Source organism: Paenibacillus amylolyticus (assembly GCF_001570725.1).
Classification (GTDB): domain Bacteria; phylum Bacillota; class Bacilli; order Paenibacillales; family Paenibacillaceae; genus Paenibacillus; species Paenibacillus amylolyticus_A.
On record NZ_BCNV01000001.1, the window covers coordinates 3,405,254 to 3,420,728 of the forward strand.

The window sequence follows — 15,475 nt, forward strand, 5'->3', positions numbered from 1 at the left end:
AACCATGTCACATTTTACTGCTAAACAACTGCAATTTTTACGTTCCCAACTGATAAGTGATAAGCGCGATATTGAACATAGACTGTCGGAGAACGAACATTATGGCCTTGGAGACTCCCTCAAGCTACAGACAGGTGAATTATCACCGATTGATAACCATCCTGGTGACATCGCCACCGAGGTGTATGAACGCGAGAAGGATATTTCCCTGCTGGAACACGATGAATTCCAATTGGAGCGTATCGATTCTGCACTGCACTCCATCGAAGAAGGGCATTATGGTACATGTGCAGTCTGCCAGCAACCCATCCCTTATGAACGCATGGAAGCTGTTCCCTACACGAAATATTGCAAAAAACATCAGCCGGAAACCGTCGTCTCTGAAAACCGCCCTGTAGAGGAAGAATTCCTTGCCCCGGCATTTGGCCGAACGAGTCTGGATGAACGGAATGACCAAAATGGCTTCGATGGTGAGGACACCTGGCAGATCGTTGAGAGCTGGGGTACATCGAATTCGCCAGCGATGGCTGAAGGACGTGATATCGACAGCTATGACGTTATGGCCATTGAAGCCACAGATGAAGTGGAAGGCTGCGTTGAAGCGTACGAAAGCTTTGTAGCAACGGATATCTACGGTCATGACGTCTCCATCGTGCGTAATCGACAATATCGCCAGTACCTGGAAAACCGTGAAGGCGATGGTCTGTTAGAACCGGATATGGATGACACGTATTAATTGCATTTTGATATCATTTGCTTTTTCCACTTAATCGCTTAGTAGGTGTTCATATCTAGCTGACGCTGCACAATGCGCACAATATCAGCGATGTAGTCTCCAACAATAGGAAGATTGAGCGCCCCAAGCAGCTGTAAAACATAAATGATCGTTGCTGCGAAAAAGGTAAACCCAATTGCGATCCCTACACCTCTTGCGGCTCCAGACAACAGGTTCAATCCGATCAGTTTCCATGGCCTGTTCAGCAATTCCGTGTATTGCGCAATGCGGGAACGTTCCAGTTCATTAGCCAGACGATTAGTCAGGGCATGTAGCTCTTCGATTTTGTCATGTGAATTCAGATCATCTGATGTTGATGGTGAAGTGGATGCGGATTGCTTGTCTTGTTCGCTCATGTTTTGGTCAGTTCCTTTGATCAATATAGATTGACTGCACTATAAAATCATTGCCCTTTTGCCTGAAAAACAAACGAGCCCAGAACCAGGGAATATGTCCCTGCCTCTGCGGCTCGTTTGTTTATACGCTATATTCTGTAAATATTGAATGTTACATACTTCGAATTACGCTTCGATGTAAATACCGATCGATTTGCCTCCGGCTTCAACACGTTCCATGGACTCATTCGAGCCGAATGTAACTTCGGTTACGAGAACATTTTCACGCAATACATCATCAAACGCCTGAATAGCTTCCTGAAGGGATACATCCACATCCAGCGTCAAACGTACTCTTTTCTCAATCGGCAAGTCCAGTCGTTTCCGGGTATCCTGCACAGCACGAACCACTTCACGAACCCAGCCTTCCTGTTCCAATGCTGGCGTGATTTCGGTATTGAGCGCCACCGTCAGACCGTAACCTGATGCTGAAGCAAAACCTGACTTGGCCTGTTTATCAACCAATAATTCTTCGCTCGTCACTTGCAGCTCTTCGCCTTCAGGAGAAACGATGTTCAGCACACTCTCCGAAACCACTTTACGCGTCTCATCGGCCGACATTCCCTTGAAGAAGTTTTGCAGGAATCCTACGTTTTTACCGTATTTCTTACCTGCGACCTTCAGGTTCAGCTTCAATGTAAAGTCAACGAATTCTGCATCGTTATGCTCCGTACGAATTCCTTTTACATTGATCTCTTCCTTGATGATCTCTTCGTAACTTGCCAGGTCAAAGCCTTTATCCAGAGAAACGATCAATTCGGACAGCGGCTGACGTGTCTTGATGCCTGTTTCGTTACGAACGTTACGAGCAAGTTCGACCACGCGGCGAGCCGTCTCCATATCCTGTTCCAGTCCTGCATCAATCAGCGCTTCATTCGCTACCGGATAGTCTTCCATGTGCACACTCTCACCTGTTGAAAGGTTCAGATAGATGTCTTCTGCCAGCATCGGTGTGAACGGAGCAACCAGCTTCGCAGTAGTCACCAGTACCTCAGTCAACGTACGGTAAGCATCCAGTTTATCCTCTGTCAGGCCACTTCCCCAGAAACGGTCACGGGAACGACGGATATACCAGTTACTCAACTCATCGACAAATGCTTCAATCGCTTTGGAAGAGTTCAGATAGTCATTAACCAACAGCGCTTTTTCCACAACCAGAATCAGACTGTTCAGTCTCGACAGAATCCAGCGATCCAGCTTGTGTGCGGACAGTTGGAACGGGTGCTCCTGTGGATCAAATCCATCAATGGTGGCGTAAAGTGTCAGGAATGCATGGGTGTTGACCAGCGTATCCACCATTTTGGATTTGGCTTCGCCTACGATGCCTTTGGAGAAACGTTTGCTGTTCCACGGTGCACTGTCAGACAACAAAGCCCAGCGGAATGCATCAGTACCGTATTCTTCAATTACTTCCCAAGGATCGATAACGTTACCTTTGGATTTGGACATCTTCTGTCCGTTCTCGTCGAGAACGTGACCTGTAGCCATAACCGCTTTGTAAGGCGCTTTGCCTGTCAAAAGGGTAGAAACCGCCAGCAAGCTGTAGAACCAGCCACGTGTCTGGTCAATCCCCTCACAGATCATATCTGCAGGATATTGCTGTTCAAATACTTCTTTATTTTCAAACGGATAGTGTTGCTGGGCAAACGGCATGGAGCCGCTGTCGAACCAGACATCGATTACTTCCGGTGTACGTTTCATTTCATATTTGCCACAAGAGCTCATGACTTTAACGTCATCCACATATGGTTTATGCAATTCAAGATTCTCAGGCACGTCGCCTACCGCACGAGCACGCAATTCAGCAATGCTGTGTGGAGCAAATTGTTCGCCAGTCTCCTCACACACCCAAATGTTCAGCGGTGTTCCCCAATAACGATCACGGCTGATGTTCCAATCCACCAGATCCTCAAGGAACTTCCCGAAGCGACCTTCACGAACATGACCCGGGTACCAATCCACTTCACTATTGTTAGCAATCAGTTGGTCCTTGATGGCTGTCGTTTGGATAAACCAGCTGTCCATTGCATAGTACAGAAGCGGTGTATCACAACGCCAGCAGAATGGATAGCTGTGCTCATATTTTTCTTTGCTGAACAACCGTCCATTCTCGGAAAGATATCTCACGATATCAATATCACAATCCTTCACGAAACGTCCGGCAAAATCAGTAACCTCAGCCACAAATTTACCTTCCAGGTCCACCATGTTCACAAAGCTGATTCCATTCTCACGGCATACACGATAGTCATCTTCACCATGGGCAGGAGCCATGTGTACGATACCAGTACCACTTGCATCCGTTACAAAGCCTGCACCCAGGATGATGTTGGCTTTCTCAGCCTGTACGTAGTTGAACGGAGGATCATACGTTTTGCCGACGAGGTCGGCACCTTTCAGTGCTCCAATGATCTCATACTCACCTTTGGCATCTTTCATGACTTTCTCAACCAGATTGGTTGCCATGATGTACACTTCATCACCTTGACGAACACGAGAATAGTCCATATCAGGATTCACCGCAAGTGCAACGTGTGAAGGCAGTGTCCAAGGTGTTGTCGTCCAAGCGAGTACAAACTCACCGCTGTCATTCAGTTTGAATTTCGCTGTAGCACTCAAGTCTTTGACGTCTTTGTACCCTTGTGCAACTTCATGGGAACTCAGTGTCGTCTGACAAGAAGGACAATACGGGCTCACACGGTGACCCCGATACAGCAGTCCTTTCTCGTGGATCGTCGCCAGGATGTTCCATACACTCTCGATGTAGTTGTTATCAAGGGTGATATACGGGTTATCCATATCCGTCCAATATCCGATACCTTCGGTCAGATCACGCCATTGTTGCTCATATTCGAATACGCTCGCTTTACATTCGTTAATGAATTTCTCCACGCCGTAATCTTCGATTTCCCACTTGTGGGAGATGCCGAGCTTCTTCTGCACACCAAGTTCTACAGGCAGACCATGTGTATCCCAGCCCGCTTTACGAACGACACGGTAACCCTTCATCGTGTTATACCGTCCAACGAAATCCTTGATTACGCGTCCCAGTACGTGACCGATATGCGGTTTTCCGTTCGCTGTAGGCGGCCCTTCATAAAATACGAAGTTTGGCTTGCCCTCCCGGTTTTCGATGGATCGTTTGAATGTATTCTCCGTTTTCCACTTATCTAACACACGTAATTCTCTGGCGCGTGCCTTCTCTTTGACGTCAACTCGTTGCATGATGATTATCTTCCCTTTCTTTGGTTAGATTGTGGACCGTCCACAAAAAGCGTTTCAATCCCCCTAAATCCCCCTTGCCAAGGGGGACCCCATAGGCGCTCCGCCCTCTGGACACCCGGGATGGGTTGTCGTTGGGGATCGGTGGCGCGCTTATGGGCGAGGGTTTATGTGCGTAGTGGCGGCCATTTTGCGGCTGTTCCCTGCGTGAACGCCGCATGGCCTTACCGCGAGGCGGGTGTTGCCGGGCGCTTCGCTCTCCCGGCGGGTGGGCTCTCTCCTTGAGGTCCCTGCGGCCCTCATGGGCGTTCGCCTTAGCGAAACCCGTGTGCCGGGCGCTTTGCTTCCCCGGCGGGCGGCTCTCCCCTTGAGGTCCCTTCGGGCCTCATGGGCGTTCGCCTTTTTTGGACACAAAAAAGCCCCGTCCCTGGAAAGGGACGAGGCTATACTCGCGATACCACCCTAATTCTGTTCATCACAAACCACATCCAGGCAAGCCTGGGTATGCTCTGTCATCAACAGCGCTTATGCCCCGCTATACTACCGCAGGGTGCCGTTATAACGTACGGCTTACGGTTCGGCTTACACACGGCAACCACGATCACCGCTTCAGCGTCACTTCTCCGGGGAGATATTCGGCTATAACTCATCCATTGGTTTGCACCAACCACCAACTCTCTGAGGGATGAGATCATAACGTACTGAACCCGTCATGGAATCACTATTCATTATGAATATAGTTATAGCCTCTTTGCAGACAAAAGTCAACCAGGCGACAGACTAATAAATTTCTTTCATCTCCCGCTCACGGTCACGCACTTCCTGCTCCCGGCTCTCAAGCACTTCCCAACCATCCTGAGTCAACAGTTCAAGCTGCGCTTCAACAAGCGTGCGGAAACGGGCACGATAAATCGATGCCTGCTTTTTCAGTTCTTCCACTTCCAAAGCAATTTTACGTGATTTGCCCAACGATTCGTTCACGATCCGGTCTGCATTTTTCTCTGCTTCCTTCACGATCAACTGCGCTTCTTTCTTCGCATTATTCTTCACATCATCAGCAGCTTCCTGCGCAATGATGATCGTTTTGCTAAGCGTTTCTTCAATCGTGGCAAAATGATCCAGCTTTTCCTGAACGGACAGCAACTGATTGCTCAGCTCTTTGTTCTCGCGAATGACGCCTTCGTAATCTTTGATGACTTGATCCAGGAATTCATTGACTTCATCCTCGTCATACCCGCGCAAACGTCGGGAAAATTCCTTGTTGTGTATGTCCAGCGGCGTTAATGGCATGCTGTCCACCTCCTGTAAAAGTTCCTTCCCGTCCAGAGAAGGTTTGCAGCATAAAGCTTTGACTTAATGTATATCGGATACACCTCGTAATTTTTACACCTTTATGATAAACATTTCGACAAGAAAGCCAATTTTCCTGCAACAGAATCAGGCAAATTTGCCGATTTTCACTCGGCAACGCCCTTTTTTAGTCATCCCATCCTGTTCCATAACCTTGAAACGGCCAAATCCCTGTATGGATACGACATCACCCGCTTTTAGCGATTTGGAGGGGTCTTCCTCAACTTTCCAGTTCACACGGCAGCGACCAGCTTTGATCGGCACCAGCACTTTACTGCGACTAAGCCGATACACATCTGCACAGATTCCATCCAAACGAAGCGAAGCGACCGTAATGTCCATCGTCTCCAGTTTACTCTCTGACCATCGCATCTGATCCAAAGGAAGCAACTCCGTGAACACATGTAACCGATGCACCTGATTCAGTTGAAGCGATAAAAAAGCGCCGGTTTCCGCCGCCACCACTGTATGGCAACCGTCCTCCAGCACTTGGATATCCCCGATCTTTCCACGTTTCATCCCAAGCCCGAGCAGGGAACCCATGTAGTCCCCATGCTCCAGCTCCGAGATTTTCTGATTATCAGACGTGATACTTAGCACCTGCATACCCATATCCTCATCATCCAGATACATATAATCAGGTGCAACCAACGCACGCTTGCGCTCAGCAGCCTCGTAACCACCATCCAGACGAATCTGAACATCATTACGTCGATTGGCAAGAGTTTGTAAAATAAAAACCTGTCTTGGGTCAAGAAAGTCAGTTAGCTTCATATCATGATACTTGCCTGCCCGCTCAACCCAATCCGAAGCTTTATCTACGAAATCCCGCTCATCATGGCTAAAATGTTCGTAAATTTCACCGCTCATCTATGTCACCCTACCCTAATAGTCCGTGTTCAAAAAGACCGGTTTTCAGTACCGAGAAGATGGGATAAAGCTAGAAATGGAGTAGCGGAGCGTAGAGAAAACTACGTGAGCAACGGACATTTCGGCTGAATTCCATATTCGATGCTGACGATGCCACTAGGCATCCTTCGTAATCAAAAGCGGACTTTTTTGAACAACCTCTAATATACAAAATACCGAAGTATGGAGATCAATCCATTAAGCGCGAGTTGTAGAACGATCAGCGCCACAATTGGGGAAATATCCAGCACTCCGAACAAAGGCGGGATAAATCGACGGAAAGGTCTTAGGTAAGGCTCCACAAATTTGCCTATCCATTCACCGATGAAGCTTTCCCGCGCATTGGGAAGCCAAGACATCAATATGTAGACAATGACCATGTAAAAGTAAATCTGGTATAACGTGTACAACACGCTTTCAATCTGATACAAAAGTGGCTCACCTCATTCTGTTATAATCTTGCTCGCTGTCAGCCAGTATTTCCGTAATTGAGCCCTGAATTTCAACCGTATCTGGCGTACAGAGAAAAATGTTTCCGCCGATTTTGGAAATACCGCCACCCAATGCGTATACTGTGCCACTCAAAAAATCAATAACGCGCAGCGCTTGGTCCTGACGTATTCGTTGCAAGTTCACCACAACGGTACGATGCGAACGCAGATGGTCGGCAATTTCCTGAGCCTCGTCATAAGAACGTGGTTCATACAGGACAACTTTAACATTTTTCTGGGAATGAATGCTCACCACATTATTCCCCCTTTGGTTTCTACGTTTATCGAGACTGGAGGTTTCAGCTTCCTGCTGTTCAGGTTCATTTTCCTCCTGCGCAGCCATCCGTTCACGTTCCACAATCTCTTCCTCTTCCTGAAGTCCGAGGAAATTCATAAATTTATTCATTACGCCCATCGTGAACCCTCCTCTTTTCCTACGAGAATCGATCCTAGCCGTACCCAGGTTGCCCCTTCTTCAATGGCCACTTCAAAATCATTGGACATCCCCATCGACAGTTCAGTCAATGGTTCTGCTGTAAGGGCTTGTCCATTCAGTTGATCTCTCAGCTCACGCAATCCACGAAATACGGGACGCGTCAGCTCCGGATTTTCCTCATGAGGTGCCATGGTCATCAGGCCGACGACCTTGAGATTGTTGAACGAACGAATATCACGCAAAAATGAACTTGCCTGTTCAGGCTGTAAACCATACTTGCTCTCTTCACCCGAAATATTCACCTGCAAAAACGTTTCCACCTGGATGCCAAGTGAAGCTGCTTTCTTATCCAACTCCTTCGCCAATGACAAACGATCCAGTGAATGTATGTAACGAAACTTGCCTATCACGTCTTTCACCTTGTTCGTCTGCAAATGACCGATAAAGTGCCAGGTGCCCTGTTGACCAAATGCTTCCCATTTGGCCTGTGCATCCTGCCACCGATTTTCTCCAATATGCTCAAGACCATGCTCCAGCACCGATCCCGTTGTTTCAAGTGAGACGTACTTCGTGACCGCAATCACGTTCACATCATCACGTTGACGGTTACTGCGCCGACATGCATCTTCAATCTTCTGATTCACCTGTTGTATACGCTCCTCCAAAGACACAGAGGGTCACCTCTCTTCCAGCCCAATCCAGCTCGCCATCCGCCCTGTAATCCCATTTTCCTTCCGATAGGAGAAAAATAGTTCGGGATGACAACTTGTACACCATGTTGTACATTCGATATGATCCGGCATTATTCCTGCTTTCATCATAATGTGTCGATTACATTCTTTCAAGTTTAACATCGTTTTGCCGTTATTCACGGGTCGATATGCTTGTTTAGAAGCAGAATCCTCGTATTTATCATTAACCGGGGAATCCTCAAACCAAACCCGCACATGCTGCATAACCGCCTCATCCACTTCATAACAGCAATCCCCAATGGACGGACCGATAGCAGCCCGGATATCCTGTCTACGGCTTCCATACTCCCGTTCCATCGTCTCCACCATGGATACAGCTATACCCGCGACTGTACCTTTCCAGCCCGCATGAGCAAGGCCAACAGCCTGCTGTACAGGGTCGTAGAAATAAAGTGGAACACAGTCTGCATAGAAAGAAGTCAGCAGCACCCCGGGCACATTCGTGACCAATCCATCCGTATCCTGCAGCGCAGAGTGACGATCAAGTAATCCTCTGCTCCGATCTTCAGCGGTAATTACAGCCACATGTTTGCCATGCACCTGCTCTCCACAGGTCCATGCTTCTGCTGCAAAGCCAAGCTTCTCGGTTACAAGCCTGCGATTGTTAAGTACAACTTCCTGATCATCCCCCACATGATAAGCACAATTGAGCGTAGCATAGGGAGCATTGCCGACTCCACCATGTCTTGTCGTAAACCCGACCGTCAACTTTTCAAACTGCTGTCTCCAAGGCTCAACATATAATAATAACGGGTCAGAACCGAAATCTGAGTTAGGATTCTCTGTCCGTTCAAGTAATTCCTTATTCAATACAAAGGGTTCCATTCTCTCACCTCACCACTTCCAGTGTACCAAATGAGCCACATTCTGTCTCATTTATATCGTTCGACGCTGATTACGTTCCGAACGCTCAAGGCGTTCCACACGTTCTGTACGGTTATGTTGCTGTTCATCATACAGACGTGCTTCCCGATCACGCTCATCATACGTATTCTCCTTTACTTCATCCATCTTAACCAAAATCACATCTGAACCAATCTTTACAATATTTCTCCAGGGAATCACCAGATCCGTTCCCCCGCCAAAGAGCCCCATAAAACGGCTATACCCTGGTACAACAATCGCTTCAATTCGTCCCTGCTTCAGATCAAGCTCCAGGTCACTGATCTGCCCCAGACGTTTACCATCCGTAATGTTAATAACATCCTTTGTCTGAAAGTCAGAGATTTTCATTCCTCGTGCCGCTACTTCGCTCGTATTTACTTTCATTCATTTCCGCCCCCTGTTAGTCCTCTTCTGCCCGTTCCTCACGCTTCTATACAATATATGTTTCAGGGGCGAAAAATGTCCTGTTTTTCATCGAATGTGGAAAGGACCAAAGCAAAAAGACGACCAACGGTATACATTGCCCCGATTGATCGTCCTCCTGCCCTTGCATCGTGTTACGACTTTACATGTTTTTGCATCTGCTGTATCGCTGATTTCTCCAGACGTGATACCTGAGCCTGAGAAATGCCAATTTCATCAGCCACTTCCATCTGGGTTTTTCCTTCGAAAAACCGCATCGACAGAATCATTTTTTCCCGCTGACCAAGACGATGCATTGCTTCCCGGAGCGCTATTTCCTCGATCCACGACACATCCTTGTTTCTGTCATCACTGATCTGATCCATGACATAGATCGGATCTCCACCATCATGATAGATCGGTTCGAAGAGCGAGACCGGATCCTGAATGGCGTCCAATGCAAAAACAACATCTTCCTTCGGCACATTCAGTACTTCCGCAATTTCGAATATCGTCGGTTCCCGGGAATTTTTATTCGTCAGGCTGTCACGGACCTGAAGTGCTTTGTAAGCAATGTCCCTCAAGGAGCGAGATACCCGAATCGGGTTATTATCACGCAGGTATCGACGGATTTCACCGATAATCATCGGCACCGCGTAGGTTGAAAATTTGACATTCTGGGATAAATCAAAATTATCAATGGCTTTCATCAGGCCGATGCAACCAACCTGGAACAGATCATCGACAAACTCCCCCCGATTGTTAAAACGCTGAATGACACTGAGTACCAGACGCAGGTTGCCATTCACTAATTTCTCTCTTGCTGAGCGATCATGGTGTTGCTGAAGGGAATGAAACAATTCCCGCATTTCAGTGTTGGTGAGGACAGGCAATTTTGCGGTGTCCACGCCACAAATCTCGACTTTGTTTCGGGTCATCGTGATTTACCTCCCAAGGAGAAACATTAATGTACATTATCTCCGGGGCAGGCTTTTTTATTCGTACTTGGCATCCTTGCCAGTAATACCCATTCTGACCAGCGATGTATTTCAGACCATTTTATTGAACTCCTTGCGGAGTCTTTTAATGATTCTTTTTTCGAGTCGAGAGATGTAGGATTGGGAGATTCCAAGTAGATCCGCCACATCTTTTTGAGTCTTTTCTTCCCCATCCGTCAAGCCAAAACGAAGCTCCATAATCATTCGCTCGCGCTCCGTTAATTTTTCCAGTGCTTTGTGCAAAAGCTTCCGGTCTACCTGCTCTTCAATATTCCGATAGATTGTATCGTTTTCTGTACCCAGTACATCGGATAATAATAGTTCATTTCCATCCCAATCAATGTTGAGCGGTTCGTCAAAAGAAACTTCAGTTCGGATCTTACTATTGCGTCGAAGGTACATCAAAATTTCATTTTCGATGCAACGGGAAGCATATGTTGCCAGTTTGATTTTCTTTTCGGGGTCAAATGTATTGACTGCCTTAATCAATCCGATTGCTCCAATGGAGACCAGATCTTCAATATTGATTCCTGTATTCTCAAATTTTCGTGCGATGTATACCACCAGACGCAGGTTGCGCTCAATGAGCATCGCGCGAATAGCCGAGTCTCCCGAGGATAATTTTTGCAGTAAAAATTCTTCCTCTTCACGTGTCAATGGTGGCGGAAGCGCCTCACTTCCCCCAATATAATAAATCTCTTCACTTTTGAGCCCCAACAAAAATAACAGACGGTAATATTGCAGCTGCGCCACCAGTTTCCATTTCACAAGCATGTACGTTCCTCCTATACCACATTCAGCGGCTTTTCTGTTGCTCCCGCAGAGAGAGCCGTAGACTGCGCAGAAGCAGCGTCTTGCACAAGTTCAGGATGAATCACGGCCTGGTATTTCCCATCCGACGACAACACACCTCCATCCAGCCCAATTAATACCCTTGTCGTCTCATAACATGTTTCCTCCATCGTTACCTTCACCCGGTCCGGTTTCATCGCCAGCATAAACGCAGTCCCTTTGTTAATGCCCCGATAGGGCACAAGCCGCAGTCGATCCTGCCACTGAAAACTTTCCTGATCAAGCTCCATAATAAGGTTGTCCGGCGCCTCGTCCTTGAGTCTGCCCTTCCATGAAGCCGGCAGCATGTCTTGCCATAACGAAACCTCCATCACCATGACCGGCATGCGCGATAAGGGATCTGTGAGTTGATTGCCCGTATCCAGAAGGCCTGTACAAGAAATGACTACCTCATCGATGCAGACCTCAACTTTGCCCAAATAGGTCGTCATGCGATCCGTTTTACGTTTCGAGCTTTGCACAGCTTTGAATAATAACAGGACAGCGAAAAATACGATAAACGTGAACCAGAAGGCAATCTTCAGATCAAACGACATGCCGCCTGAAGCTGTGAACCAAATGCCGTTAAACAGCTCTCCGGAGCTCTGAAGCATGTAATGCACACCCAGAATACCTCCGGCAGCGACAAAATTAATCACATAGAAGGTACCGAGCGTCCTCGCAAAAGCCTGCAAACCCTTAAAACCAAAAGCAATTGTAAGCATGACCAGCGAGAACCCGAACTTGATCAAAAAGGTGAACATAAAATCAAACTCCGGTACAAACATCATGACCACGTATAATGCGCCCACAATGGCTGATAGCAACCATCTCCACCAGACCAGCTTTGTTTTGCGCATCCAGGCGGTCAGTCCGATGAGTGCACCGTCAATACACAGGTTTGTCAAAAAAATAAGATCCACATACACAATCAAACTCTTCACCTGCCTGCGCGTAACATATCGAAATATCAGTATCCCGGTATTCCGATATTCCTGAGCATATTCACAAGTATACGGAGCCCCCTGTTCAAAGTCTGTCTAATCATGGGGGTGTGTTTCCAACTTTTTTTGTCGGAATTGCTCAGGCCCGTTGTTCAGAATTTATTCAATGCTGTATGCTATGATATCTAAAAAAACAGAAAAACCCGGTCACTCCATCAGGAGCACCGGGTTTTAGATAAATCGAAATGTGTATTAATCGTTGTTATTATTGCGTGAACGATTGCGTAAAAATGTCGGAATATCCAGCTGATCATTGCTCGGCTGATTTCCGAAAGGACGCAGGTTCGGCGAACGCGTATCCGTTGTCTCCGCTGTTGCTGGAGCTGGCTTACGTCCTGGTGGTGGTGGAGCAGGTTTATCTTCAAAACCGGTTGCAATAACCGTAACCTTAATCTCCTCTTTCAGGTCTTCGTCAATGATGGCACCAAAGATCATATTCACTTCCGGGTCGGAAGCAGACGTTACGATCTCTGCCGCTTCGTTCACTTCATACAGGGACAGATTAACGCCACCCGTAATGTTCATGATTACGCCGCGAGCACCTTCAATAGAAGTTTCAAGCAAAGGACTCATAATGGCTTTCCGCGCTGCTTCTGCGGCACGATTCTCACCAGTTGATTCACCAATTCCCATAAGCGCAGAACCACGTTCATGCATAATCGTTTTGACGTCAGCAAAGTCAAGGTTGATCAGACCCGGTACAGCGATCAAATCAGAGATACCTTGTACAGCTTGACGAAGTACGTTATCCGCTTGACGGAATGCTTCAAGCATCGGAGTCTTTTTGTCTACGATTTCGAGCAAACGATCATTAGGAATCACGATCAGTGTGTCGACTTTTTCTTTGAGAGCTTCAATACCTTGCTCTGCATGGCTGGAACGCTTGCGTCCTTCGAATGTAAATGGACGAGTCACGACACCAACGGTAAGTGCACCACACTCTTTAGCGATTTCGGCAATAACCGGAGCCGCACCTGTACCTGTACCGCCGCCCATACCGGCTGTAACAAATACCATATCTGCACCTTTCAACGTATTCATGATCAGATCGCGAGATTCTTCCGCTGCTTTTTTACCTACATCCGGGTTGGCACCCGCCCCAAGACCACGAGTCAATTTATCACCGATTTGCAATTTATGCTCGGATTTCGCCAGGTGTAACGCCTGAGCATCCGTATTCACCGTAATAAATTCAACACCTTGTACACCATTTTCAATCATACGGTTGACTGCATTGCTTCCGCCGCCGCCTACACCGATGACTTTAATTTGAGCCAAGCTCTCCATCTCGAAATCAAATTCCAACATATTATTCCATCTCCCCCTCAATGTGCATGGATGGCCCGTCCAATTTTTGATTTGAACCGAATCAATTTCATATATCGACGAACGAAAGCGTTTATTTTAGTACCGGCGCATTCAGACGGCTTCAAGAATGTATGAAATGGATCCAACCTGTTATATAAATTCACTGAACATATTCTTCAGCCGTTCGAACAGACCGGGTTTTTGCTCCGATTCCTGTGCCGCATTCGGCTTCGGACGGTTGGTCGGTTTCTTGTTGTTATTATTATTGTTGTTATTTCCACCGCCGTTATTGATCGAGGGACGAATACGCAAACTGCGAATTACACTGTGCAATATGCCGACTCCGCTTGTGAAACCAGGGTCACGCACACCAATATAATCCGGAACTGCAACTCGTACCGAAGCAGCAAGCTCATGCTGAGCGACCTGCAGAACCCCCGGCATAGAGACCGTACCTCCCGTTAGTATATAACCTCCAGGAAGCTCGTTGTAACCAAGGCGTTTCACTTCTTGAGAGATCATCTGGAATATTTCCTGAACCCGAGGTTCAATAATAGCCGCCAGATCCTCCTGTGAAAATTCCTTGTCTACATTACTGCCGATTCGGGTTACTTTGAACATAACATCCGCAGCAGCATCATCCAACCAGGCGCAGCCATATTTCAGTTTCACTTTCTCCGCTTGATCGGTTAATGTGCGTAGGCCATAGGCGATATCATTCGTTACAAACTCCCCGCCAATAGGCAACGTTGATGTTGCGACAAGACTGTCTTCTTCAAAAATGGCGATGGTTGTTGCACCTGCCCCAATATCAACAAGAACGGAACCCATCGTTTTTTCATCTTTGGACAAAGCCAGTTGACCCGCTCCAAGCGACATGAGAACCAGATCGCTTACTTTCAGACCCGCTTTTTCCACGCAGCGCAAAAGATTATGTATCGCGGTTTTTGCACCCGTAATGATCGTTGCTTCAACTTCCAGACGAACACCAATCATACCACGGGGGTCCTGTATGCCCTCCAAGCCATCTACAACATATTGCTTGGCGACAACATCAATAATTTCCCGTTCCGGCGGAACTGCAATCACTTCGGCTGCTTTCAACACCCGCTCCATGTCTTCTTCTCCGATCTCACGATCCTCGTTAGACACAGCCACGACGCCGTGACTGCTCATCAGTCCGATATGATTTCCTGAGATTCCAACATACACTTCGGATATTTGAATACCTACCATACGTTCTGCATGATCCACTGCGTTGCGAATCGATTGCACCGTCTGATCGATATCTACGATTACACCTTTGCGAATTCCCTCCGAGTCGGCAGATCCAACTCCTATAATATTAAAGGTTCCATTATTAATTTCCCCAATAATAGCGCGAATTTTGGATGTACCGATGTCCAAACTAACAATGATGTCATTGTTGCTCAAGTCTGTGGCACCTCCTGACTCCAATAGTAAGATACGTTCGGGTTTAAACACTCTTAAAACATATTCAACACACTTCAGGCTTTCCCTCTTTTTTCTACAATGTTTTTGGGTGTCAAAATCTGGTTGCGAGACATAAAACCTTGAAGAAAAAAGAAGGAGGCAACTCATGTGCCATAAGTTCAAGTGTATCATTTTTTCTTCATCTCAGAAAGAACAAGTTTCATTGCTCTGACGGGGCCAAACCCCGACCCGCCTAGGCTTTCATATTAAGTTCAGCCTCGAA

General features: G+C 47.1%; 15 protein-coding genes and 1 other annotated feature. Of the genes, 1 reads left to right on the plus strand and 14 read right to left on the minus strand.

What is annotated here, in order from left to right; genetic code table 11:
* The first annotated feature begins 4 nt into the window (after nt 1–4).
* On the plus strand, nt 5–736 hold the full coding sequence (locus PAHA3_RS15115; protein WP_062835442.1) for a TraR/DksA C4-type zinc finger protein: 732 nt from the start codon (nt 5–7) through the stop codon (nt 734–736).
* 38 nt (nt 737–774) lie between these two features.
* Here the strand turns inward: PAHA3_RS15115 and PAHA3_RS15120 are convergent, their stop codons facing one another.
* The 14 genes from PAHA3_RS15120 to ftsA all read right to left on the minus strand — a co-directional run bounded on the left by PAHA3_RS15120 (nt 775) and on the right by ftsA (nt 15,192).
* Nucleotides 775–1,131 carry a DUF5665 domain-containing protein gene (locus PAHA3_RS15120; protein WP_062835443.1) on the minus strand — a complete coding sequence of 119 codons (357 nt, stop codon included), beginning with the start codon at nt 1,129–1,131 and terminating at the stop codon, nt 775–777.
* Nucleotides 1,132–1,296: 165 nt separating this feature from the next.
* Complete coding sequence (ileS, locus tag PAHA3_RS15125) at nt 1,297–4,395, minus strand: isoleucine--tRNA ligase (RefSeq protein WP_062835444.1); 3,099 nt, start codon at nt 4,393–4,395, stop codon at nt 1,297–1,299.
* A gap of 427 nt (nt 4,396–4,822) precedes the next feature.
* Nucleotides 4,823–5,115: a binding site (T-box leader), on the minus strand.
* Between the two features lie 57 nt (nt 5,116–5,172).
* Nucleotides 5,173–5,682, minus strand: a complete 510-nt coding sequence (locus PAHA3_RS15130; RefSeq protein WP_062835445.1) for a DivIVA domain-containing protein — start codon at nt 5,680–5,682, stop codon at nt 5,173–5,175.
* 147 nt (nt 5,683–5,829) lie between these two features.
* A complete protein-coding gene (locus PAHA3_RS15135) occupies nt 5,830–6,612 on the minus strand; it encodes a YlmH family RNA-binding protein (RefSeq protein WP_062835446.1) in 783 nt (260 codons plus the stop codon).
* A gap of 200 nt (nt 6,613–6,812) precedes the next feature.
* On the minus strand, nt 6,813–7,082 hold the full coding sequence (locus PAHA3_RS15140; protein WP_371327913.1) for a YggT family protein: 270 nt from the start codon (nt 7,080–7,082) through the stop codon (nt 6,813–6,815).
* 7 nt (nt 7,083–7,089) lie between these two features.
* A complete protein-coding gene (locus PAHA3_RS15145) occupies nt 7,090–7,557 on the minus strand; it encodes a cell division protein SepF (RefSeq protein ID WP_062835447.1) in 468 nt (155 codons plus the stop codon).
* Nucleotides 7,548–8,249 carry a YggS family pyridoxal phosphate-dependent enzyme gene (locus tag PAHA3_RS15150; RefSeq protein WP_062835448.1) on the minus strand — a complete coding sequence of 234 codons (702 nt, stop codon included), beginning with the start codon at nt 8,247–8,249 and terminating at the stop codon, nt 7,548–7,550. Before PAHA3_RS15150 ends, PAHA3_RS15145 begins: the two co-directional genes overlap by 10 nt.
* 6 nt (nt 8,250–8,255) lie before the next feature.
* On the minus strand, nt 8,256–9,155 hold the full coding sequence (gene pgeF, locus PAHA3_RS15155; RefSeq protein ID WP_062835449.1) for a peptidoglycan editing factor PgeF: 900 nt from the start codon (nt 9,153–9,155) through the stop codon (nt 8,256–8,258).
* Between the two features lie 51 nt (nt 9,156–9,206).
* Nucleotides 9,207–9,599: a YlmC/YmxH family sporulation protein gene (locus PAHA3_RS15160; protein ID WP_062835450.1), complete on the minus strand. Its 393-nt coding sequence runs from the start codon at nt 9,597–9,599 to the stop codon at nt 9,207–9,209.
* Nucleotides 9,600–9,772: 173 nt separating this feature from the next.
* Nucleotides 9,773–10,555, minus strand: coding sequence for an RNA polymerase sporulation sigma factor SigG (gene sigG, locus PAHA3_RS15165; protein WP_017687309.1), 783 nt, complete (start codon nt 10,553–10,555; stop codon nt 9,773–9,775).
* 111 nt (nt 10,556–10,666) lie between these two features.
* Complete coding sequence (gene sigE, locus PAHA3_RS15170) at nt 10,667–11,389, minus strand: RNA polymerase sporulation sigma factor SigE (protein WP_017687308.1); 723 nt, start codon at nt 11,387–11,389, stop codon at nt 10,667–10,669.
* Between the two features lie 11 nt (nt 11,390–11,400).
* The gene (spoIIGA, locus tag PAHA3_RS15175; protein ID WP_062835451.1) at nt 11,401–12,381 is read right to left on the minus strand and encodes a sigma-E processing peptidase SpoIIGA; all 981 of its coding nucleotides are present in this window, start codon (nt 12,379–12,381) and stop codon (nt 11,401–11,403) included.
* A 261-nt stretch (nt 12,382–12,642) separates the two neighbouring features.
* Nucleotides 12,643–13,758: a cell division protein FtsZ gene (gene ftsZ, locus PAHA3_RS15180; protein ID WP_017687306.1), complete on the minus strand. Its 1,116-nt coding sequence runs from the start codon at nt 13,756–13,758 to the stop codon at nt 12,643–12,645.
* Between the two features lie 150 nt (nt 13,759–13,908).
* Nucleotides 13,909–15,192: a cell division protein FtsA gene (gene ftsA / locus PAHA3_RS15185; protein ID WP_062835452.1), complete on the minus strand. Its 1,284-nt coding sequence runs from the start codon at nt 15,190–15,192 to the stop codon at nt 13,909–13,911.
* Nucleotides 15,193–15,475 lie beyond the last annotated feature (283 nt).

Bases quoted from the DNA above. Each gene is read 5' to 3' on its own strand.
- PAHA3_RS15115 (WP_062835442.1), top strand. From the start codon at position 5: ATGTCACATTTTACTGCTAAACAACTGCAATTTTTACGTTCCCAACTG.
- PAHA3_RS15120 (WP_062835443.1), bottom strand. From the start codon at position 1,131: ATGAGCGAACAAGACAAGCAATCCGCATCCACTTCACCATCAACATCA.
- ileS (WP_062835444.1), bottom strand. From the start codon at position 4,395: ATGCAACGAGTTGACGTCAAAGAGAAGGCACGCGCCAGAGAATTACGT.
- PAHA3_RS15130 (WP_062835445.1), bottom strand. From the start codon at position 5,682: ATGCCATTAACGCCGCTGGACATACACAACAAGGAATTTTCCCGACGT.
- PAHA3_RS15135 (WP_062835446.1), bottom strand. From the start codon at position 6,612: ATGAGCGGTGAAATTTACGAACATTTTAGCCATGATGAGCGGGATTTC.
- PAHA3_RS15145 (WP_062835447.1), bottom strand. From the start codon at position 7,557: ATGGGCGTAATGAATAAATTTATGAATTTCCTCGGACTTCAGGAAGAG.
- pgeF (WP_062835449.1), bottom strand. From the start codon at position 9,155: ATGGAACCCTTTGTATTGAATAAGGAATTACTTGAACGGACAGAGAAT.
- PAHA3_RS15160 (WP_062835450.1), bottom strand. From the start codon at position 9,599: ATGAAAGTAAATACGAGCGAAGTAGCGGCACGAGGAATGAAAATCTCT.
- sigG (WP_017687309.1), bottom strand. From the start codon at position 10,555: ATGACCCGAAACAAAGTCGAGATTTGTGGCGTGGACACCGCAAAATTG.
- sigE (WP_017687308.1), bottom strand. From the start codon at position 11,389: ATGCTTGTGAAATGGAAACTGGTGGCGCAGCTGCAATATTACCGTCTG.
- ftsZ (WP_017687306.1), bottom strand. From the start codon at position 13,758: ATGTTGGAATTTGATTTCGAGATGGAGAGCTTGGCTCAAATTAAAGTC.